Below are 18,691 nucleotides of genomic sequence, written 5' to 3'. Positions count from 1 at the left end.
CGACCATTCCACGTTAGCTGCCTCCTGTAACAGGGAAACAACACTCATGTTTTTCGCCAGGGGCAGTAAGAAAACGTGTGGAATCAAGGTGGGATCCCAGGAATATCGCAAATCCGGATGCCAAATCCGGAGATCCATGTCGACCTTCAGCAAAAGGCGCCCGATTCGACATCGGGCGCCTTTGAAAATACCTGCTACTAAGCGTTGACTTCACACAGCCTCGGATACACGCGACAGTGCAACCCGCAAGCTAGCGATCTGGCCTTGCAGCTCCTCCAAGCGATCACGCTCAGCGGCGACCACTTCAGGATTGGCATTGGCGACGAACTTCTCGTTCGAGAGCTTGCCGTTAATGCGCGCGATCTCACCATCGGCCTTGGCGATCGCCTTCTCGAGGCGTGCTTTCTCCGCGGCAAGATCGATCAGCGTGCCAAGCGGAAGGCAGACAGTCGCCCCGGCGACGACGATCTGCGCGGCACCTTTCGGCGCTTCGCCGGCCAGCGAGATGCCGTCAACACGGGCAAGACGCTTGATCGCAGCGTCATGCCGGACAAGCCGCTCGCGCGTCAGGCTGTTGGCGCCGACGACAACCAGCGGCGCGACCGCCGACGGCGGGACGTTCATTTCGGCGCGAACGGAGCGGATGCCGGAAACCAGATCGATCAGCCAATTGATCTCATCGGCCGCACCATCATCGGCATAGGACGGCGCCGGCCATTCGGCATGGCAGACCAGCGTGTCGCGCTCGCTACCCTCGCCTGCGGTGTGCGCCCACAGTTCTTCCGTCATGAACGGCATGAAGGGATGCAGGAGCTTGTAGATCTCCTCCAGGATATAGGCGGCGCAAGCCTGCGCTTCCTTTTTAGCGCCCTCGTCCGTGCCATTGAACACCGGCTTCAGCAGCTCGAGATACCAATCGCAGACCTGGTTCCAGACGAAGCGATACAGCGCGCCTGCCGCATCGTTGAAACGGTAGGATTCGAGGGCTTCCGTAACGTCACGTTCCGTGCGGGCAAGCTCCGTCAAAATCCAGCGGTTGATCGTCAGCTCGGCGGCTTCGGGCACGAAGTGTGGATCGCTCTTGGCACCGTTCATCTCGGCAAAGCGCGTCGCGTTCCAGAGCTTGGTGCCGAAGTTGCGGTAGCCGGCGATGCGGGCCGGATCGAGCTTCACGTCACGTCCTTGGGCCGCCATGATCGCCAGGGTGAAGCGCAGAGCATCAGCGCCGTATTCGTCGATCAGCTCCAGGGGATCGATGACGTTGCCCTTGGACTTCGACATCTTCTGGCCGTTCTTGTCGCGAACCAACGCGTGAACATAGACCGTGTTGAAGGGCTCGACCGGAACGCCGTCCTCATCCTTCATGAAGTGAAGGCCCATCATCATCATACGAGCTACCCAGAAGAAGATGATGTCGAAGCCCGTGACGAGAACGTTGGTTGGGTAGTAGCGCTCCAATTCGGGCGTCCTGTCGGGCCAGCCGAGTGTCGAGAACGGCCAGAGCGCGGACGAAAACCATGTGTCGAGGACATCCTCGTCACGCGTCAGGATTTCGCCCGGCTTGAAGTTTTCGAGCAGGTCTTCGACGTAGGCCTTCATCGGGCCTTCGTGAGAGAGATAGTGCTGGATCGCCGCTTGCAGGGCTTCCTCTTCGGTCTTTTCGACGAAGACCTGACCATCCGGGCCGTACCAGGCCGGAATCTGGTGACCCCACCAGAGCTGGCGCGAGACGCACCAAGGCTGGATGTTTTCCATCCACTCGTAATAGGTCTTGTCCCAGCTGCGTGGAACGAGCTTGGTGCGGCCTTCGCGAACCGACGCGATCGCCGGTGCGGCCAGCGTCTTGGCGTCAACGTACCATTGCTCCGTCAGGCGCGGCTCAATCGGAACACCGCCACGGTCACCATGCGGAACCATGTGCTTGTGCGGTTCGACCTTGTCGAGCAGGCCACCCTCGTCAAAAATGCGGACGATGATCTTGCGCGCCTCGAAACGATCCTTGCCTTCAAGCTCGTCCCAGGCGCCGTGCAGCGCTGCGGCATCCGGAATGCCTTCCAGGAAATCCTCGTTGTCCTTGAGGGTGATCCGCGCATCGGCCGTAAGTACGTTGACGATACGCAAGCCGGTGCGCTTGCCGACGTCAAAATCGTTGAAATCATGCGCTGGCGTCATCTTGACCGCGCCCGTGCCGGCGGTCGGATCCGGATAGTCGTCGGCGACGATTGGAATGCGGCGGCCGACGATTGGAAGGATCACATGCTTGCCGACCAGCGGCTTGTAGCGCTCATCCTTCGGATTGACGGCAACGCCAGTGTCCCCGAGCATTGTCTCCGGGCGGGTGGTGGCGACGACGACATAGTCGCGCGTTTCCCATTCTGTCGGCTTACCTTCTTCGTCGAAGGCAACCGGATGCTGATAGGTGACGCCGGGCTCCAGCGGATAGCGGAAATACCAGAGGTTTCCGTTGACCTCGTGCTGCTCGACCTCGATGTCGGAGATCGCCGTCAGCAGCTTCGGATCCCAGTTGACAAGACGCTTGTCGCGATAGAGCAGGCCTTCCTTGTAAAGCGTCACAAAGACTTCAAGAACGGCAGCGGAGAGCCCTTCGTCCATGGTAAAGCGCTCGCGCGACCAGTCGCAGGACGCGCCGAGACGCTTCAATTGGTTGAAGATGAGGCCGCCCGATTCCGCCTTCCATTCCCAGACCTTCTCAATGAAGGCTTCGCGCCCCATGTCGCGGCGGCCCGGCAACTGCTGTTCCATCAGCTTGCGCTCGACAACCATCTGGGTGGCGATACCGGCGTGGTCCATGCCCGGCTGCCAGAGCACGTCCTTGCCGCGCATGCGCTCGAAGCGGACCATGATGTCCTGCAGCGTGTTGTTCAGCGCGTGTCCCATATGCAGCGAACCGGTCACGTTCGGCGGCGGGATCACGATGGTGAAGGTCTCGGCGCCCGGCTTGGCATTGGCGCCCGCACGGAAGGCGTCCGCCTCATCCCATTTCGCAGCGATTTTCGGTTCAACGGCAGCAGAATCGTAGGTCTTGTCGAGCATTTGGGGACCAAAATCTGGAGGTTCTTAGATGCGGGTTGTAAATAGGATGGCTTCAGGCAAGTCAATAAAAAAGCCGCCCCGGAGACCGGAGCGGCTCTTTGGGAAAAGGCGTTTCCGATCAGCGGCGCGGGCCGCGCGCCACGCGTTCGATCTCCTCACGCACCAGACGTTCGACCAGCGTCGGCAGATTGTCATCCAGCCATTCGCGCAGCATCGGGCGCAGCATGTCTTCCGCGATCTCATCGAGAGAGCGACGCTCGGCGCCATCGATCGCGGCAGCGAGCTCCTCGAAGGACCGGCTGACCTGAAGGCCCGCGTCATGCGAGAGCAATGCCGGCTGCGGCTCATCCTCAATGCGGCCTGGCAGCATCTCCTCCGCCATCGGTGCGGCGATGGAGGGAACGGATACCTCAGCCACTTCAACGACAGCCGGTCGCGGCTCCATGGCAACAATCTGAGGCATTTCGAACGGTACTTCCACAGGCGGACGCACGGCGACGATTTTTTGCGCAGGAGCTGAAATGGGGGCTGTAGCGGCTTCAGCAGGTTGCGGAGCCATCGGAGCAGGCATCGGCATCTCACGAGGAGCTTCCAACGCCTCGGCTCTCAGTTCTGTGTTCCTTATGCCCGGCTGCCGAAATGCCGGCGGCACTTCGCGCTGCAACTGGGCAGCGTTCCGCTCCGACGCCGCACGGACGCGCGCAGCGACATCGGCGAGAGACATGGCACGCGGCTGCGCCTCCGGCAGAGGAGCCGAGCCCGCCGAGTTAGCAGCGACGAAACGTGGGTCGGGTTGAGAGACCGGTTCAGGGAATTCCACGCCAGCGTAAGTCTCGTCCACCGTCAAATGGATGTCCGAATCACGATCGTCCTCATCGGCGCCATAAACCGCCGGCAGCGACGCGGAAAGCGCCCTGCCCGCACCAGGGTCATTGCTTTCGATGATCTGGCGGATCGACGCCAGAATCTCCTCCATGGACGGTTCACGCGCTACGCTTGGCTGAGCCATATCTATCCCCGTTACTCCGAAAAACGATCGGATTGCGTGGAATGGGCATCCGAATCACCCGTACCTTAGGATAGCCGATGATTGAAAAAAATCATCGCGAATCAAATGAATGCTGCCATGCACAGCTTTCTGCAACGCTTGCTTGGCACCCCGTTTCGATGGCCGCAAAGAAAGACGGGCGCCAAAAGGCGCCCGTTGAAAATCAGTGATCGCAGCTGTGGATCAGAACACGAATTCGCGCGCCTTGGCAAAACCAGGAAGCGGCTTAACCGAGGCATTGAAGTAGACGTTTTCGGAAACGGTGCCGCGCTCGCTCACAAAGACCTTCGCGCGTGCCGAACCGCCGTAACCCTGTACCGTGACCAGACGGCCACCGTCACGAAGCTGGGAGAGCAAGGAGGAAGGAACTTCCTCGACCGAGCCACTGACGAAAATGAGATCGTAAGGAGCGCCGGACGCGTTGCCAGCATTGAGCGAGCCTGTGACGACCGACACGTTCGTGTAGCCGGCAAGGTTGGTCCTGGCTTCCGTAGCGAGCGTTTCGTCTTCCTCAACCGCGATCACCGTACCGGCAAGCTGCGAAAAAAGAGCCGATACGTAGCCACTGCCAGCGCCGATCTCGAGTACGACATCATCCTTCGTGACCGCCGCAAGCTGGAGCAGCTTTGCAAGCGGCGACGGCTGCATCAGATAGCGCGCAGGCTTGGCGGCAGTTGCCGGACAGATTTCGACGTCACTGTCGATATAGGCAAGCGGCTTCGCCTTCTCGGGAACGAAGGCCTCACGTGGCACGGTGAGAAAGGCCGTCAGCACGGAATGCGAGGTGACGTCCGTCGTGCGGAGCTGGTTGTCGACCATGTTTGCGCGTGCTGATTCGAAGTTCATTGTGTCCTCTCGCCCGGTAGAAGCGGCTTTGTCTGCACGTCTCTTAATCTTAGCACAGTGGCCTTTCAAGGCTTCGCGAATGGCTGCGGCAAGAATTCGGGGTGCGAGCGCCGCCGAAGCGGCCCTACCGCAATCCTTCATGGAACAAAGGAGCGTGCTGTGATATTATTGCAACCGGAGGAATTGGGAAGGAGTAGGTCATGCCGAACATTATAGAATATCTCTCGTTGTTCGACTTCTTCATCATCGCAACGTTGGTTGGCATCTTCTGCTGCGGTCTTTTCGATCGTGAAACAAGCTGACTGCCCGCCTTCAGGCCATTGTCAGTTTTTGTCCCGATAGTGTCGTTTCCTTGCGATTCGACGGATGGGACATGGCAATCAAACCGCTCCTGCTGGGCAGCTTCTTCATCTGCGCGCTGCTAGCGATCATACTCCTGATCCCCTTTGTGAGGGTCGGCGCCCCGAACATCGCGACAACCGGCGTATCACCGATGCCATCGCTGCAGCGGATCAACTGAACGCCAAGCCGCGGCGGAGGTAGCGACTGGAACGCGGGCCGAGAAGTTCTTTTCAGGCAAGAACAAACGACGAAACATACCTTAAGCTCCAATGGCGGCCGTCAAACGGGAGCTATATCGTGCCGCGGTCGATCCCGGAGCCACCCCCAGCCCCTCTCTGATCGATAACCCGGCCGGGGCCGAGTACCCGGACCGCCGGGCTGCTCGGCGCGATGAGGTAACTGTGACCCGGGAGAGGGCGACCAACTTGGCCGCCCTCTCAGCATTGCTGGGACAGAAAACTTACCCCCGCCCTGTCTGCCGCGGACAGCAAGATGGAGCTGATCAAGGAGTGGGTCCGATACCTTCAAAGCCCCGCGTTGTCCCCGGCAGACCAGCAAGAGGAGCATAGCGCTGTTGTAAGAGTTGGCCCAGATGGACCTAGGTCCTAGTCCAATTGGAGTAAGCGGATTGGCGAGCTCGCTGCAAACAAATTTCGCGGGATTGAAGCGGCTAGAAACTTGCTGGCAGCTGGCGATTGAACAGCAACCTGAAACTCGGATTTGGACGCCACTGCCCGATCCGGAATGGCAATAGGTCAACGCGACCTGATCAGAAAATCCGGCCGTAAATCAATATCTTACGGATAGTAAATAGTGTTGGAGGCCTCGCCCGGAATTGAACCGGGGTACAAGGATTTGCAGTCCTCTGCGTCACCACTCCGCCACGAGGCCTCACGCGGTCGAATAATCAAACCGTGGCAGCCGTTTAGAACCATCCTAGACAAATCGCAAGAGGGTTCATTCTGAATACGATCCTTTTTCATTCTCAATAAGCGTTTCTAGAACGTTCTTCCACAGGCTTGACGCATATAGCCCCTCGCCTCATTTCATGAGGCATGAGCAAAGCGAAAGACTTAAGACAAGCGATCCTCGATGCCGCCAACAGCAAAGTAGCGAAGGGAACACCGGTCAGCTTGTTGGAGATCGGGCCGACTTTGTTGATAGAGCAGAATTTCACCCAGGAGGAGCTGGTCAACGCGCTGTTCGCGATGCAGGGCGATACGGTGATAGAACTGCTCGACGGGAATAGGATGAGGGTTTTATGAAAGCAAACTGGTTGTAGTCTCCACATTGTAGCATCAACCTGAAGATGCTAAATTAGCCTGCTCCAATTGTGGAGCTAGGGGGACTTCAACATGAGAAAGGTTCTTTCAAGCATTGGTGCAATTGCGTTCCTAGCGTCTAGCGTGGGCGCACATGCGGTCGACCTACCGGCTATCCCGGCCAGCGCAAAAAAGGCAACGATGGAAGAGTTCAAATCGTTTGCTGACGGCAAGCCTGTCCACGTCGAGATCTTCGATTTCGACCAACCTGTCACCGCTGATCTAGTCTGGAGTTGGAATAAGGCGACGATCACTGGCAAGGCGAACGTGGACGGTAAAACTATAAACGTGAAGGCAAAGCTCACCTTCAAGGGCGACAAGGCTTGCGCGACTAACAAAGGCGAGAAGCCGACGTGCCACACCATCTACATCGACGGAAACAAGTTTTACGAAGTGCGTGATGACATGAAGGTCCATGCCACCTCGACGGTTGGCTAATCCTGCACTGCAAAAAGAAAAGGCCCGGCAACCGATCCGGCCTCTATAGGACGAGGAGATACTGCGGCGACGGATCGATTGTAAGAGTCGGGGCCGTAGTTTACTGGCCGGGCATCGATCCAGATTCTCTTGCGATCGAGCAGACCCGGACCGAACGCCTGGCTCCTGAAATGGCCGGATCGCAAATGCGGCTTCACGTGCCCCCGGCCTTCTTCGTAGTCGTGTTTTTTGCCCTGCCTGTCAGTGACGTAGCCAATATGGACGGTGACGTAATCCTTTGTGATCGGCGGTTGCCCTTCTTGATCCGGGCCGCGTCGAGCTTCGGATTAGCCGGCGCGGGCGGGTCCCTGGTGATGATGCCGCGCACATGCAGCGTCATGGCGAGGCAGAGCGCTATTCCTGCCGTTGGGCGGTAGGAGTCAATGACAGAGGTGACGGGACTGGGCTCAACGAAGGCTTCGCCGACCGGATTGAACGAACCTCGAAAAGGATGATCCAAGACGAAATCGCGGCTGGCGCGGGGAACATTGAGAGCCCACCATATGCGATAGCTGTTAGGAGCAGCTTCCTCAATCAGCCAGAAAGTACGCTGATCTGACCCGTCCTCCCCCACCAGCATCGTGTCGTGAGGAAGCCGGGTGTGGCCGGTACCGATCGCAATAGCCATAGCGACGGCGAATTGCGATCGTGCGCAGATTCCAGTTTATGAAACGGAGGACCGCGCGAGAAGTGTCAAAAGCATGCTCAAGCGCCGCATGAAGATGACGAAGGGCCACGTTGACCGGGATGTCGTCTACCAATTCGCTGATGGCGCGATCGAGCATGGGCGTGGGCAGTTGGCGGCAGCCGCTGTGTTGGCTTTCGAATGGTTCATGCGCCCGTCCTCGATCGGCGCCGGCTATGCGCCTTGGACCGGCTACCGTGCGTCCGATCATCCGGACAAGATTCGCCTGAAGCATCGGAAGACGGACGAGCTAGCGCTCCACCCGCTCGAATACCTCGACGAGGATGGCTCGCTGGTCAAGCTCTAAGGCGGAGGAGGTTTTGAGCAAGACGCCCCGCTACGGCACGTCGATCGTCTGCAAGAAGAACGGCCAGCTATTCGGCGATGGCACGTTCCTAGCTCATGAGGTCCGCGAGATGGCGGATAAGCTCCGGGACGAGGGGAAGCTCGATGCACCGTCCTTCAGCCTGGATAAGTGCAGGCATGGTGGCATGACCGAATTGGAGGAGAGCGGGCTCACCGAGGGACAGGGCCGCGTGCTCTCAAAGCGCAAGACCGCATATCGAGGCTATGCGAAGGAGACGGAAAAGCGCGTCTTGGAGGCCACGAAGAAGCGTTTTGGCCATTCTGAACAGCCGAAAAATCTGAATGAATTCAATGTCGACAAAAACGAAAAAAGCGCCTGAAGTTAGGGCGCTGAATGAGTGTTGATTCTATTGGAAGTACCGTGGATTTGCAGTCCTCTGCGTCACCACTCCGCCACGGGGCCTCACGACGCTTCATCACCGAAGCGTTGGCGGCATCTAGAATGAATGGAAATTGAGTGCAAGCAGGTTATTAAGGGGCAGGATTTCCAATCGACAGGCCCGCCGGTTTCTGTGATCAACCATTAGTATGGCGAGTAGCACTGCCGCCGCGGGCCATAATATGGCTGATAGGTGTTGTCATATGCCCGATAGGAGCGGTAGCGGCTGTAACACCAATCGACGTGCGAATTGCCGATCGGGCGAACCTGTGGCTGCGAAGCAATGAGGCCGCCGATGATTGCCCCCGCCGCCAGACCGCCGATCAGCGCGCCGGCATCATTGTCGTGACGGCGATAGTAGTCATCACGATAGTAGCGCCTACCATAGTGGCCGTGGCGATAGCCACCGCAACGATAGACGCTGCATCGATCGAAGTTGCGGCTGTTTCTCGCGCCAGAATCTCCAAACGTGCCGCGGCTTTGAACCGAATGCTCGTCACCCGAATTTTCGGCAAAGGATGGCCCGATGCCCGACAGGCTCGTCGCAATTGCCAATACCAGTACCGCAAGCTTCTTCATTCCAGCACCTTCTCATTTCCTGCATGTCTCGCGTTAGAAAACGCTTAGAACTTTAACGCTCAGTCAAGTCGCAAGTTCCCTTGGCTCCTATTGTAATGCACGGCGCAAAAGAATCTTAGCAGGTGCAATTGTGACACTTTTATTGCAAGCCCTGCCAATTTAAGACGAGCTTCTAAAAACTCTCAAACGGATGGATGGAATGCTCAGCTGGTTTCGTAGACTTTTGCCGCGTGAAGACCGGTTCTTTGACCTCTTTGCTCAGCATTCCCGGACGATCGTTGGCGCGGCGGAAGCGCTTAACGAATTGCTCGCCGGCAAGGATACCGAGCGGCATTGCGATCGGATCGTCGCGCTCGAAAACGATGCCGACAACATCACCCGCGAGGTGCTGCTTGCGGTTCGCCGGAGCTTCATCACACCTTTCGACCGTGTCGATATCAAGGATCTGATCCAGTCGATGGATGACGCGATCGATATGATGCACAAGACTGTCAAGACGATCCGGCTCTTCGAGCAAACCCAATTCGATCCACGCATGCAAGAAATGGGCGTGGCAATCTTGCAGGCCGCCCATCTCATCGCCGAGGCGATCCCCCTGCTTGATCGCATCAACGCCAACGCCCCGCGGCTCATGGCGATTGCGGAGGAAGTTACCCGCGTCGAAGGACGCTCCGACGAGTTGCACGATCACGGCCTAAAGGAACTCTTCCTCCGTCACGGCGCGTCAAATGCGATGGCCTACATCATTGGCAGCGAAATCTACGGTGAACTCGAGAAGGTCGTGGATCGCTTCGAAGACGTTGCCAACGAAATCAGCGGCATCGTGATTGAGAACGTTTGATGGACGCCACCCTCGCCTTTCCGCTGCTCGCCGGCCTGATCGCGATCGCGCTGTTCTTTGACTTCCTGAATGGCCTGCATGATGCCGCGAATTCGATCGCAACGATCGTTTCCACGCGCGTACTGCGGCCTCAGTATGCCGTCGTCTGGGCAGCTTTCTTCAATTTCATTGCGTTCCTGTTCTTCGGTCTCCACGTTGCCGAAACCCTAGGAACCGGCATCATCGACCCCAATATCGTCACGCCGCTGATCATTTTCGCGGCACTGATGGGCGCGATCATCTGGAACATCGTCACCTGGATCTTCGGCATCCCGTCCAGCTCTTCGCATGCTCTGGTGGGCGGGCTGGTAGGCGCTGGACTCGCAAAAGTTGGCTTCAACTCAATCGTGTGGAGCGGACTGCTGAAGACAGCGGGCGCGATCGTCATGTCGCCGTTGATCGGCTTCATGCTGGCGCTCTTCCTCGTGCTTGTCGTCTCCTGGATCTTCGTTCGGCAGACACCCTTCGCTGTCGATCGGACGTTCCGTGTCCTGCAATTCGTATCCGCCTCTCTTTATTCGCTGGGCCACGGCGGCAATGATGCGCAAAAGACGATGGGCATCATCGCCGTACTTCTTTATTCGCAGGGTTATCTCGGGGGAAGCTTCCACGTACCGCTCTGGGTCGTCCTCTCCTGCCAGACGGCCATGGCGCTTGGAACACTCTTCGGCGGCTGGCGAATCGTCCATACCATGGGGTCGAAGATCACCCGTCTGAACCCTATGCAGGGGTTCTGCGCGGAGACAGGCGGCGCTCTCACCCTCTTCGGAGCCACGTGGCTTGGGATACCGGTTTCCACGACCCATACGATCACTGGCGCGATCATCGGCGTTGGCGCCGCGCGCCGCGTCTCGGCAGTCCGTTGGGGCCTAGCAGGCAACATCGTCGTTGCCTGGGTGATCACGCTCCCGGCTGCAGCGCTTATTTCGGCGCTCTTTTACTGGGCGGCGAGCCTTTTCAACTGATTCAAGGGGCGGGTTTCCGCCTCTTGCTCCACCAGACGGAGAATCGCCGCCGCATCCGACGCACGAGATGCAGGTCATGCGATAGAACGATGAACCCCAACGGAATCATCCAGAAGCCGAGAACGGGCAAGAATCCCAAAACTCCACCCAGGATCAGCAGCATGCCGATCGTCATTCTGGCGAGGCGCGACCGTGGAAGCGGAATACTTACGGAGCCCAGAATGAGATGGCCGGTGTTGTGATCGATGCCAAATCGCTTGGCTCCCGATTTTCCAGTGGTATCATGTGCTTCAGTCATCCACAGGAGATGGGGTTATACAGAGCGAATACAAGCGGATGTCATTTTTTTGAAAAAACCGCTTGGCAAATCGGGCAAGCATTTGTATTAGGCCACTCACACCGCGGCGAGCGGTGATCCCTGGTAGCTCAGCGGTAGAGCATTCGACTGTTAATCGACAGGTCGCCGGTTCGAATCCGGCCCGGGGAGCCAGTTTTCGGAATAGGTGTCTGTTTTTGTTGAGAAAATCCAAAGACAGACACTTTTCCCCTCTTTCCCTCTCCACTTTTGAAATCGAGTTTCAGCGGTTGGCTCCGTGGATAGTTTGTGCCTGGCAGACGCAAGGACCACGATTATGATCCCTACCGAACATCACACCGATGAACTGCGAGCAATCCGCGCTGAGATTCTAGACAACCCGGATCCTTTCGCGGCGACTGGCCACCTCAACGATTCGGACCTGTTGGCTCTCGGGAAATTTATCCAGCTGTACAATTTTATCGAACTGAACCTTCGTCGCACCAGTATTCGGTCGGGCCGAGCTACTGCCCAGTAAGCATCAGGGCAAAAGCATCCATAAGGCCTCGTCAACCGCCCTCGTCAATCTGGTGAAGCAAGGTGTTAAAAAAACACCCGACGAGTCGCCCACTCTAGCGGAAACGCTCGGCAAACTGGATGAGCGGGAATTTCGGCGTCTCAATCGGAATCTTTTTGCTCACTTCGCTGGGCGCAGCTACAAAGAGAAGTACCTCGTATTTTCACGCGCAGTGATTTCGACGCTGAGCAAGCTCTTGGAGAGCCACTCGGGGACGATGGCATGCTGTTTGCCGTGATGAACCGGAGCGATGTCCGCGGACTGTTGCATGGTATCGCACCATACGAGGTTTGGCTCGCGAGGAAGACCATGTCCTGGCGACAGAGCCTTGGGTTCAAATAGGTTAAGGGAACATTCCACATCGCTACTAGTTTACCCGATGCAGCGCCCACACACACGCTGTGGGACCGAGCATCGCCAATTTGCATGGTCCGCAAAAAGGCCCGGCGCCCGCAACCAAGCACGCCGGGCTTTTGCTTTCCAAGGAGATGCTAGATGGCCAAGGAAGAATTAAACGCAGGTTTCACCGGATCGCCCGCCGATCAACCTGAAGGAATGCGCAAAGCTGCCAGGACAGCAACAGATGCGGTCAAGCGTGAGACAAATGCTCTCGCAGTTGGTGTCGCGAACCATCCGCACACCGCAACTACGCTGGTGGTTGCTATTGGGGCCTTGGCATTTGGCCTTGGATACTTGATGGGGCGTTCGTCTACGGCAAAAGACTACAGCTATTGGCGATAGGGAACCTTTCCTTGGCCCGCCAGTTAGCCATCCGCAATGGACTCTGACAGGTTATTGCGCGCTGGTATCCAGTCCCTCTAGAGCCAGCGGACGGGGCTCGGCGCACTGCGTCGGGCCTTTTCATGTTGCCAGTGCAGCGAACGAGAAAAAGCCGACGGCATCCGCAGCCATGCTGCAACCAACCTCGGCGCGGCGCGTTTCCTCACGTGCTCAATCCGAGGATCCATCAATGAAAATCACCCTATCTGTTGCGGCCGTAACTGTGGCTTTGTCTGCTAGCGCTACCTTCGCCCAGCAGCCTAGTGATGCGACACCGTCTCCGGCGCCTAACACAACCACGGCGACCGAATCAATGCCGCCGGCGCAGCAAGCAGGACCACCCTCGGAGGATCGCCCACGCTCCGATTGGCGCAGGGGGCGAGGTGATCGTCCGATGGTGTCAAGGGCCGCGCGCTTTTACGTTCAGGATGGCGACGTCAAAATTCGCATCCAGTGTGCCGATGACGAGCCAACAAAGGTTTGCGCGGACCTTCTTTTGCAGATGCTCGACAGATTGGATGGGTCCTCATCGTCGAGGGGCGATCGTGATCGTAACCGCGACCGCGATAGTGATCGTGATCGTGATAGTGACGACTAACGGCAGAGCAAAAAACCCGTCGGCGCGAAATGCCGACGGGCCAAGTCTCCTTAGGTGCGCCCAAGGCGGGGCGTTGCTGGCTGGTGAGGCCAGCGAATAAAAGAGGCACGCCATCATGGCGGCCGGCGCGAACGACGCGCCAAGAAAAGGTAGCGGGCGACAGCGTCTAAACGCCGCTGCAGCCCGCCCGGCCAAGCGTATCACGCGCCCAGCCGCCCCCGCGGGGGTCTGAATTACTTAATATCTTGCTCGAGCACCCGGATCGAATCGCAGTCCGCGTCAACGATCTCGATTATATATTCGTCTAAGCAACCGACGATCTGGATCCGCCCACCACATAAGCGGCCACGTCGGTGCATTTCAGAGTGACCGGCTGTCCGATCATGTAGGTCATTTCGTAGTCAGGATTGGCAAAGCGTCGTCTTCTTGGCAGCAGACCGCGCGGAAGCTGGGTTCTGTCAGAATGCTTGACCTGAGCGTGTCGTCATTGGTGGCGCTCCTCGTTGCTTTTGTGTCGCTGTATTTGTACAGTGTCCCTATTCATATACGGATTCGGTTCCGTGTCAACGCGTATTTGTACAGGGTACACAAATGAGGGGCGTGCAAGTGAAAATGGCGCGGGCTGCGCTCGGTTGGGGAGTTCGCGATCTCGCCGCAAAGTCCGGCGTAACCGCGAATACGGTCAACCGCATTGAGAATGGAGCCGACGCAAAGCAGTCGACCATGGACGCTCTAGAGCATGCCTTGGTGGCAGCCGGTATCACCTTTCTCGACGGAAACTATTCGGGCTCTGGCGGCCCAGGCGTGCGTCTCATGCAGCCGACGGGCGCATCGATCGACGTGAGCACCGACGAGACCGTCCAGTACAAGGAGCACCTGACGAACGATGCCCCTCCCGGCGCAGGCGGCTGATGGAGCGCGTCGACTATGGTATCGTGAACGCAGTGCTTAAGACGCTGTGTCGCGAGAATGGAATCGAGCGAGACAGGCAGGCGGTGATGCAGGTGGCCACACTTCTTTTGGCGCTATGGAAGCAAGGCGTGCAGGAGCAAGACGATCTGGCGCGCGTTGCTAGAGAGAAGCTGGCAGAAGCAACGTCCATAGCATTCGATGTCGATACGGAACAATCGAGCCCCGATCCGGTTTAATCATCACTTCCTCGTAGTGGAGGCGACGATGTGGGCGATCCTTATCGGTGCCGCTCTCGTAATTGGCGGACTGCTATTCCTTTTCCGACCTGTGCTCAGGAGACGTCAGAGTGACCCGCACAGGACGCCACAGGGCGGTGCAACGCTAGAGCCACCACGCCAAGGACTTGGGTTCCTCAGCCTAGCGCAAAACTGGCTCACCTTGGCTGTGATCGTGGCCGGCGCGCTTCTATTGACCTTTGGCCAATATCTCTGAAGCGGCAGCTTCTTGACCGCCCCATCCGATTCAACTCGCGACGCGAAACAATCGAATGGGCCTTTGCCCTTTACCACAAGATCATGTAGACGCTGCGACCGGGCGCGACTGCCATTAACTTTAGAATGGGGTCGGGTGGCAGATTGACGTCACGCCGCTGTCACGAGATCACGTGACCGCCCTTTATCTATGCCACGCCTTGACCGCCATCACCCGACTCGCCTAGCCTTCAATCGCGGCCCAGCCACGGGTGAGGATCCGAACGTCTCCATTGTTGAGATGGACGGCGATCCGAGGCGACCGAAACCCATACCATTGATCGGGCGACAATCGATTCCATCCTCGGGACGACGGACGGCTGGATCAACACGGCCGATGACATGGTGGCGGTCCTGAAAGCGCTGATCACCCGTCCCAATACCATTATCGAAGCCAACGGATCGCAAATTCTCGTAAGATCAGATCCTCTGGACGATCGCTTGAACGGCGGAAAGACCAAGATAGGCTTCGCGAATATGATCGTGAACATCGAGCCGCTGCCGATGAGCGGCTTGAAGGCCATCGACGTCGAAAAGAATCCCGGCATGGTGAGTGCCTATCTTGCCAGCGTCGAGAGCATGCTCGGGCGGGTCATCGATGGGGCAGCCACCCTCGGTTCCCTTCAAAACCACATCGAGATGCAAACCGAATTCGCGAACGACCTGATCGACGACATTTTGTCCGGCATTGGGCGGTTGGTGGACGCCGACATGGAAGAGGAGTCATCCAGGCTTGCAGCCCTACAAACGCAACAACAGAAATTGGCATTTCAGTCGCTCTCCATCGCCAATAGCGCCCCAGGCGCCGTTTTGAAACTGTTCCAATAGCCGGTGCCGCCATAACCACCGGCAAACAAAAGAGCCGCCTCCCCAACTAAGCAGAGGCGGCTGATTATGAGCGAGTAGTGCGACCCGTGGTTCGCTCGAAGGCCCTATCTAAACGCTCGTGGAGCCCATCTATCCTGTTTCCTACGCTTTCGATCGCCCGAAGCAGTTGAGCGGTCTGTTCTTGCATTCCCTACTTGGTGGCGAACGTCTCGGCAGCGTGTAACTTGTGGGCAGCCAGATCGGCAGCGACCTTTTCAGCCTTATCTTCTGCCGCCTTCGCCTTCCCCTCAATGCGCCACCAGATCGTCCATCCGGCGCCAGCCACTGTGAGGAAGAACAGCGCGACCTTCATGATTTCCTCGCCGCTCACTTTTGCACCGCCTTGCCGGTGAGCCCAGCGTCGCGGTCGGCGTAGAAGTCACGCAGCTCAAGGTGTTTACGGGCGCACGACAGAAGTCGTGCTCTGTCTTTCTTCCAATAATATTCAAGCAGTGCCAGGGTTAGCTCCTTGTCGCCGAGATCGACCGGCCCGACGCACCGCTCGAGCAATACGCTGTCTGGCTTGGTGAGCTTCGGTAACGGCGGACGATCAGTTTATCGGATCTGATTGATAGGGCGCACGCTGGGAGCGCCAAGCACAACGCGGCCAGCATCAGGATCTTGATCAGCCTCACGCTGCAGCTCCTCGATCTTTTTTTCTAGGGTTTCGTTCTCAGCCTGCATCTGCACGATGCGGGCTGCCTCGCGCGCTTTCGCTGCGTTGTTGGCCGCCTCTTGGCGCTCAGTCTCGGCGTTGGCGGCAGTGACTGCCGCAGCCTTCATCTCGGCAATCTCGGCCTTGAACTTGCCGGCCCCTGCATCGTAGCCGCGGTTGTAGACAGCATTGGCGGCCAGCAGCAAGAGACCAGCCAGCGCGAGCGCGCCGACGGTGGGCGCGCTAGGGAAGAACGACGTCGATAGCTTCTGGCCGAAATTATTGAGGCCGGTGCCTAACTGCCGGAGACCGTCGGTTGCCGAACCGGTAGATGTCGCCAGCTTGCCAAGACCGGATGCCGCATCTGTGGTGCGCCGGAACTGGACATCGATGGCTTCGCTCGCGCCGCCCAGTGATTTTGAGAACTTGTCGACGCTCGCATTGATACCTTCGAAATCGCCGATTCCAGCTTTTCCCGCACCGTACCAAGCACCCCAGCCGTTCTTCTTGGCATAATCGAGCGCAAAGTCGACGCCGGCAGGACCGTTAGCAGCATAAGCTGGATCAAGCCCCGTCTTTGCCATGAATGCATTGCCGAGACCGCCTCCCTTGTATAGCTGAAACGGGCCAAAGGACAGCTCTTGCACGCCATTCTTGAAATAGTTGGATTGCATATTCCAACTACTGAGGCCGCCTCGGACTTGGCTACTCTCAGCGCGATATCTGGATCGATACCGCGCCTCGTCGCCGCTTCACTGATGTATGAAGCAATATCACCCAATGGCGCTCGCGTTACCGAGGTGACCGACGCCTCGGCGGATACTTCGCCGACGATCGCCTTTCCAATCGCTGAACCAATGCCGCCACTGTTAGACGTGGCCGAACCGGTAGCCGCGGCAATTCTTGCTGCGGGTCTGGCAATCTCCGCCTTTGCCTAATCCAAGCCCGATCCAATCGGCCCAACGAATGGTGGTTCTACAAATCCCAGCTCCAGCACCTACTCGGGCGACGGCACACATCCGATCACTGTCGCTCCGGTTAACCCGACGACCACGCAGAGCATCACACCCCAGCCCAAGGCAATGGATTGCCCGGGTATGCGGTAAATTCGGGTATTGATCCCCGTGGCGGCGAGAGTGGCGCATCCATCAGTGCCGCCTGCCGCGAATACGACAACTGATCGGGCCGCCGGCCGGCTTCCAAGAGGGCCGGGATGACCGGCCCTTTTCTTGCGCTTGAACCTCCAGAAACTCTCTGAACGAAGGCAGGAACGTCTGATCCACGCCTACCGTAGTTTCGCGCCAAGAACAAAACGCCGACGCAGGGTCGCCCAGCCGAACTTGGCTGGAAGGTGAATTTGTCACTGGTCAGGGACTTTGGTTTCGGGTTAGACTACGCTCGTACACTTGCCGAAGTGGCGCGAGCGTTTTTGTCGGTATGGAAGCGCGTTCGCCCATGGGGCTTTGACGAGCGCTTCAAGCGGCTCTGAAAATTCTATTTGTTTTATTGTGAAGCAGGCTTCCGCGCTAGAAACATAGACGTCCGCCAGGTCGTCTTTTCGCGGAGCTGACGAGAGCGGGTGGCGGCCTGTTCGACAGATGACCTCCTGTCTGGCCGCCATCCGCCTCGTCCTTGCCTCGGACGTCGAAGACTACTCTGCGGGATGCGCTATGCCCGGCCGCGCATGCTTTTCTAACGGCCGCTCCCGCCAGCCTGTGAAGCGATTCACTACCCAGAAATAGAGATTGTAAGGCAGGAGATTGACGAGCTTCATCATGTAGGTGAAGCGCTTCGGAAAGCTAATCTCGAAGCTTTGAGACTTGAGGCCCGCCGAAATTTGTTCTGCTGCCTCCTCCACCGACACCAGCGAGGGCATGGGAAATTGGTTTCTCTTCGTTGCGGACGTATCGACGAAGCCCGGATTGATGAGCTGGATGCGGATGCCCATCTTGTCGAGATCGAATTTGAGGCTCTCCGCCATATTGATCAAGGCGGCTTTTGTGGCGCCGTAGGCCGCACCTGTCGGCAGGCCGCCGTAGCCTGAAACAGACGAGACGATGGCAATTTGTCCCTGCCCCTTCGCCTTCATGTGACGCACCGCAGGGACGAGGCAATTCACAACGCCCTGCAGATTGACCGCGAAACTCTGCTCAAAATCAGTACGCTGCAACTCCTCCGCATGGACGGGGAGATAAACGCCGGCGTTAAAGACCGCCAACGCGAGCGCGCCATGTTCATATTCGATTGAAGCGAGCACATGCTCCATGTCTTCGGCGTTGGTGACATCTCCGTCCAGCACGATAATGCTGCCGGGCAGATCGGAAGCCTCGGCCTGCAATTCTGCAAGCTTTTCATGATCGCGAGCGGTGACAGCCACCTTGTATCCGTCTCCCGCAAGCTTGAGTGCCAACGCTCGCCCAATTCCGGAACTCGCACCCGAAATCCAGGCAATTCCGTGTTCTGGACGAGCGACAAAGTCTTGCATGGCACATATCCTCCGGGCTGTTTTCTGAACGTCAAAACAGGTCCGGGAG

Annotated in this window: 22 protein-coding genes, 2 tRNA genes and 2 pseudogenes; 16 read left to right on the top strand and 10 right to left on the bottom strand. The window is 57.9% G+C overall.

The features are described from left to right. Positions 1–210: 210 nt before the first annotated feature. Together K9B32_RS10530 and K9B32_RS10525 are read right to left on the bottom strand one after the other, a co-directional pair. Complete coding sequence (locus K9B32_RS10530) at positions 211–3,054, bottom strand: valine--tRNA ligase (RefSeq protein WP_224561829.1); 2,844 nt, start codon at positions 3,052–3,054, stop codon at positions 211–213. A 118-nt stretch (positions 3,055–3,172) separates the two neighbouring features. Continuing rightward, positions 3,173–4,063, bottom strand: a complete 891-nt coding sequence (locus K9B32_RS10525) for a PopZ family protein (RefSeq protein ID WP_224561828.1) — start codon at positions 4,061–4,063, stop codon at positions 3,173–3,175. A 77-nt stretch (positions 4,064–4,140) separates the two neighbouring features. Here K9B32_RS10525 and K9B32_RS28945 point away from each other — a divergent pair, with 77 nt between their 5' ends. Continuing rightward, positions 4,141–4,272, top strand: a complete 132-nt coding sequence (locus K9B32_RS28945; protein WP_263490690.1) for a hypothetical protein — start codon at positions 4,141–4,143, stop codon at positions 4,270–4,272. Positions 4,273–4,285: 13 nt separating this feature from the next. Here K9B32_RS28945 and K9B32_RS10520 read toward each other — a convergent pair whose 3' ends face one another. After that, the gene (locus tag K9B32_RS10520; protein ID WP_224561827.1) at positions 4,286–4,948 is read right to left on the bottom strand and encodes a protein-L-isoaspartate O-methyltransferase family protein; all 663 of its coding nucleotides are present in this window, start codon (positions 4,946–4,948) and stop codon (positions 4,286–4,288) included. 373 nt (positions 4,949–5,321) lie between these two features. On the opposite strand from K9B32_RS10520, the gene K9B32_RS10515 reads away from it, so the two are divergent. After that, positions 5,322–5,468 carry a hypothetical protein gene (locus K9B32_RS10515; protein ID WP_224561826.1) on the top strand — a complete coding sequence of 49 codons (147 nt, stop codon included), beginning with the start codon at positions 5,322–5,324 and terminating at the stop codon, positions 5,466–5,468. Between the two features lie 639 nt (positions 5,469–6,107). On the opposite strand, the gene K9B32_RS10510 is transcribed toward K9B32_RS10515, so the two are convergent. Continuing rightward, positions 6,108–6,181, bottom strand: a tRNA-Cys gene (locus K9B32_RS10510). A 164-nt stretch (positions 6,182–6,345) separates the two neighbouring features. On the opposite strand from K9B32_RS10510, the gene K9B32_RS10505 reads away from it, so the two are divergent. Both K9B32_RS10505 and K9B32_RS10500 read left to right on the top strand, forming a co-directional pair. Continuing rightward, positions 6,346–6,555 carry a hypothetical protein gene (locus tag K9B32_RS10505; RefSeq protein ID WP_224561825.1) on the top strand — a complete coding sequence of 70 codons (210 nt, stop codon included), beginning with the start codon at positions 6,346–6,348 and terminating at the stop codon, positions 6,553–6,555. Positions 6,556–6,753: 198 nt separating this feature from the next. Beyond that, a complete protein-coding gene (locus K9B32_RS10500; RefSeq protein ID WP_224561824.1) occupies positions 6,754–7,050 on the top strand; it encodes a hypothetical protein in 297 nt (98 codons plus the stop codon). Between the two features lie 193 nt (positions 7,051–7,243). Here the strand turns inward: K9B32_RS10500 and K9B32_RS10495 are convergent, their stop codons facing one another. Then, positions 7,244–7,717, bottom strand: coding sequence for a hypothetical protein (locus tag K9B32_RS10495; protein ID WP_224561823.1), 474 nt, complete (start codon positions 7,715–7,717; stop codon positions 7,244–7,246). 73 nt (positions 7,718–7,790) lie between these two features. On the opposite strand from K9B32_RS10495, the gene K9B32_RS10490 reads away from it, so the two are divergent. Both K9B32_RS10490 and K9B32_RS10485 read left to right on the top strand, forming a co-directional pair. After that, positions 7,791–8,081, top strand: coding sequence for a hypothetical protein (locus tag K9B32_RS10490; protein WP_224561822.1), 291 nt, complete (start codon positions 7,791–7,793; stop codon positions 8,079–8,081). A gap of 13 nt (positions 8,082–8,094) precedes the next feature. Further along, positions 8,095–8,460, top strand: a complete 366-nt coding sequence (locus K9B32_RS10485) for a hypothetical protein (protein WP_224561821.1) — start codon at positions 8,095–8,097, stop codon at positions 8,458–8,460. 203 nt (positions 8,461–8,663) lie between these two features. Here K9B32_RS10485 and K9B32_RS10480 read toward each other — a convergent pair whose 3' ends face one another. Then, positions 8,664–9,098, bottom strand: a complete 435-nt coding sequence (locus tag K9B32_RS10480) for a BA14K family protein (protein ID WP_224561820.1) — start codon at positions 9,096–9,098, stop codon at positions 8,664–8,666. A 199-nt stretch (positions 9,099–9,297) separates the two neighbouring features. Here K9B32_RS10480 and K9B32_RS10475 point away from each other — a divergent pair, with 199 nt between their 5' ends. Both K9B32_RS10475 and K9B32_RS10470 read left to right on the top strand, forming a co-directional pair. Then, on the top strand, positions 9,298–9,939 hold the full coding sequence (locus K9B32_RS10475; RefSeq protein ID WP_224561819.1) for a DUF47 family protein: 642 nt from the start codon (positions 9,298–9,300) through the stop codon (positions 9,937–9,939). Then, on the top strand, positions 9,939–10,943 hold the full coding sequence (locus tag K9B32_RS10470; RefSeq protein ID WP_224561818.1) for an inorganic phosphate transporter: 1,005 nt from the start codon (positions 9,939–9,941) through the stop codon (positions 10,941–10,943). Before K9B32_RS10475 ends, K9B32_RS10470 begins: the two co-directional genes overlap by 1 nt. 1 nt (position 10,944) lies before the next feature. On the opposite strand, the gene K9B32_RS10465 is transcribed toward K9B32_RS10470, so the two are convergent. Next, positions 10,945–11,241 (bottom strand): hypothetical protein, encoded by a 297-nt coding sequence (locus tag K9B32_RS10465; protein WP_224561817.1) that lies wholly within the window; start codon positions 11,239–11,241, stop codon positions 10,945–10,947. Between the two features lie 117 nt (positions 11,242–11,358). On the opposite strand from K9B32_RS10465, the gene K9B32_RS10460 reads away from it, so the two are divergent. The 6 genes from K9B32_RS10460 to K9B32_RS10435 all read left to right on the top strand — a co-directional run bounded on the left by K9B32_RS10460 (position 11,359) and on the right by K9B32_RS10435 (position 15,463). Continuing rightward, positions 11,359–11,433, top strand: a tRNA-Asn gene (locus K9B32_RS10460). An 877-nt stretch (positions 11,434–12,310) separates the two neighbouring features. Continuing rightward, positions 12,311–12,556 (top strand): hypothetical protein, encoded by a 246-nt coding sequence (locus K9B32_RS10455; RefSeq protein WP_224561816.1) that lies wholly within the window; start codon positions 12,311–12,313, stop codon positions 12,554–12,556. Between the two features lie 1,228 nt (positions 12,557–13,784). Continuing rightward, positions 13,785–14,105, top strand: coding sequence for a multiprotein-bridging factor 1 family protein (locus K9B32_RS10450; RefSeq protein WP_224561815.1), 321 nt, complete (start codon positions 13,785–13,787; stop codon positions 14,103–14,105). Beyond that, the gene (locus K9B32_RS10445) at positions 14,105–14,341 is read left to right on the top strand and encodes a hypothetical protein (protein ID WP_224561814.1); all 237 of its coding nucleotides are present in this window, start codon (positions 14,105–14,107) and stop codon (positions 14,339–14,341) included. Before K9B32_RS10450 ends, K9B32_RS10445 begins: the two co-directional genes overlap by 1 nt. A 28-nt stretch (positions 14,342–14,369) precedes the next feature. Continuing rightward, positions 14,370–14,597, top strand: a complete 228-nt coding sequence (locus K9B32_RS10440) for a hypothetical protein (RefSeq protein WP_224561813.1) — start codon at positions 14,370–14,372, stop codon at positions 14,595–14,597. Positions 14,598–14,977: 380 nt separating this feature from the next. After that, on the top strand, positions 14,978–15,463 hold the full coding sequence (locus K9B32_RS10435; RefSeq protein WP_224561812.1) for a flagellin: 486 nt from the start codon (positions 14,978–14,980) through the stop codon (positions 15,461–15,463). 190 nt (positions 15,464–15,653) lie between these two features. Here K9B32_RS10435 and K9B32_RS10430 read toward each other — a convergent pair whose 3' ends face one another. Together K9B32_RS10430 and K9B32_RS10425 are read right to left on the bottom strand one after the other, a co-directional pair. After that, positions 15,654–15,833: a hypothetical protein gene (locus K9B32_RS10430; protein WP_224561811.1), complete on the bottom strand. Its 180-nt coding sequence runs from the start codon at positions 15,831–15,833 to the stop codon at positions 15,654–15,656. 224 nt (positions 15,834–16,057) lie between these two features. After that, positions 16,058–16,831, bottom strand: a complete 774-nt coding sequence (locus K9B32_RS10425; RefSeq protein WP_224561810.1) for a hypothetical protein — start codon at positions 16,829–16,831, stop codon at positions 16,058–16,060. 183 nt (positions 16,832–17,014) lie between these two features. Between K9B32_RS10425 and K9B32_RS29035 the strand changes: the two are divergent. Both K9B32_RS29035 and K9B32_RS10420 read left to right on the top strand, forming a co-directional pair. Then, positions 17,015–17,337: pseudogene (locus K9B32_RS29035) on the top strand (hypothetical protein). Positions 17,338–17,472: 135 nt separating this feature from the next. Then, positions 17,473–17,727, top strand: a pseudogene (locus K9B32_RS10420) (class I SAM-dependent methyltransferase); the annotation flags it as partial. Between the two features lie 81 nt (positions 17,728–17,808). Here K9B32_RS10420 and K9B32_RS10415 read toward each other — a convergent pair. Continuing rightward, complete coding sequence (locus K9B32_RS10415) at positions 17,809–18,642, bottom strand: SDR family NAD(P)-dependent oxidoreductase (protein ID WP_224561809.1); 834 nt, start codon at positions 18,640–18,642, stop codon at positions 17,809–17,811. Positions 18,643–18,691: the final 49 nt, after the last annotated feature.

It is taken from the genome of Rhizobium sp. 3T7, assembly GCF_020166565.1.
GTDB lineage: Bacteria > Pseudomonadota > Alphaproteobacteria > Rhizobiales > Rhizobiaceae > Rhizobium.
The sequence above is the reverse complement of the archived record's forward strand: the minus strand, read 5'-3'. Positions and strand labels throughout refer to the sequence as shown.

Coding starts and splice junctions, on each gene's coding strand:
- K9B32_RS10530 (WP_224561829.1), bottom strand. CDS start 3,054: ATGCTCGACAAGACCTACGATTCTGCTGCCGTTGAACCGAAAATCGCT.
- K9B32_RS10525 (WP_224561828.1), bottom strand. CDS start 4,063: ATGGCTCAGCCAAGCGTAGCGCGTGAACCGTCCATGGAGGAGATTCTG.
- K9B32_RS28945 (WP_263490690.1), top strand. CDS start 4,141: ATGATTGAAAAAAATCATCGCGAATCAAATGAATGCTGCCATGCACAG.
- K9B32_RS10520 (WP_224561827.1), bottom strand. CDS start 4,948: ATGAACTTCGAATCAGCACGCGCAAACATGGTCGACAACCAGCTCCGC.
- K9B32_RS10515 (WP_224561826.1), top strand. CDS start 5,322: ATGGCAATCAAACCGCTCCTGCTGGGCAGCTTCTTCATCTGCGCGCTG.
- K9B32_RS10505 (WP_224561825.1), top strand. CDS start 6,346: ATGAGCAAAGCGAAAGACTTAAGACAAGCGATCCTCGATGCCGCCAAC.
- K9B32_RS10500 (WP_224561824.1), top strand. CDS start 6,754: ATGGAAGAGTTCAAATCGTTTGCTGACGGCAAGCCTGTCCACGTCGAG.
- K9B32_RS10495 (WP_224561823.1), bottom strand. CDS start 7,717: ATGGCTATTGCGATCGGTACCGGCCACACCCGGCTTCCTCACGACACG.
- K9B32_RS10490 (WP_224561822.1), top strand. CDS start 7,791: ATGCTCAAGCGCCGCATGAAGATGACGAAGGGCCACGTTGACCGGGAT.
- K9B32_RS10480 (WP_224561820.1), bottom strand. CDS start 9,098: ATGAAGAAGCTTGCGGTACTGGTATTGGCAATTGCGACGAGCCTGTCG.
- K9B32_RS10475 (WP_224561819.1), top strand. CDS start 9,298: ATGCTCAGCTGGTTTCGTAGACTTTTGCCGCGTGAAGACCGGTTCTTT.
- K9B32_RS10470 (WP_224561818.1), top strand. CDS start 9,939: ATGGACGCCACCCTCGCCTTTCCGCTGCTCGCCGGCCTGATCGCGATC.
- K9B32_RS10465 (WP_224561817.1), bottom strand. CDS start 11,241: ATGACTGAAGCACATGATACCACTGGAAAATCGGGAGCCAAGCGATTT.
- K9B32_RS10455 (WP_224561816.1), top strand. CDS start 12,311: ATGGCCAAGGAAGAATTAAACGCAGGTTTCACCGGATCGCCCGCCGAT.
- K9B32_RS10450 (WP_224561815.1), top strand. CDS start 13,785: ATGAGGGGCGTGCAAGTGAAAATGGCGCGGGCTGCGCTCGGTTGGGGA.
- K9B32_RS10445 (WP_224561814.1), top strand. CDS start 14,105: ATGGAGCGCGTCGACTATGGTATCGTGAACGCAGTGCTTAAGACGCTG.
- K9B32_RS10440 (WP_224561813.1), top strand. CDS start 14,370: ATGTGGGCGATCCTTATCGGTGCCGCTCTCGTAATTGGCGGACTGCTA.
- K9B32_RS10435 (WP_224561812.1), top strand. CDS start 14,978: ATGGTGGCGGTCCTGAAAGCGCTGATCACCCGTCCCAATACCATTATC.
- K9B32_RS10425 (WP_224561810.1), bottom strand. CDS start 16,831: ATGCAATCCAACTATTTCAAGAATGGCGTGCAAGAGCTGTCCTTTGGC.
- K9B32_RS10415 (WP_224561809.1), bottom strand. CDS start 18,642: ATGCAAGACTTTGTCGCTCGTCCAGAACACGGAATTGCCTGGATTTCG.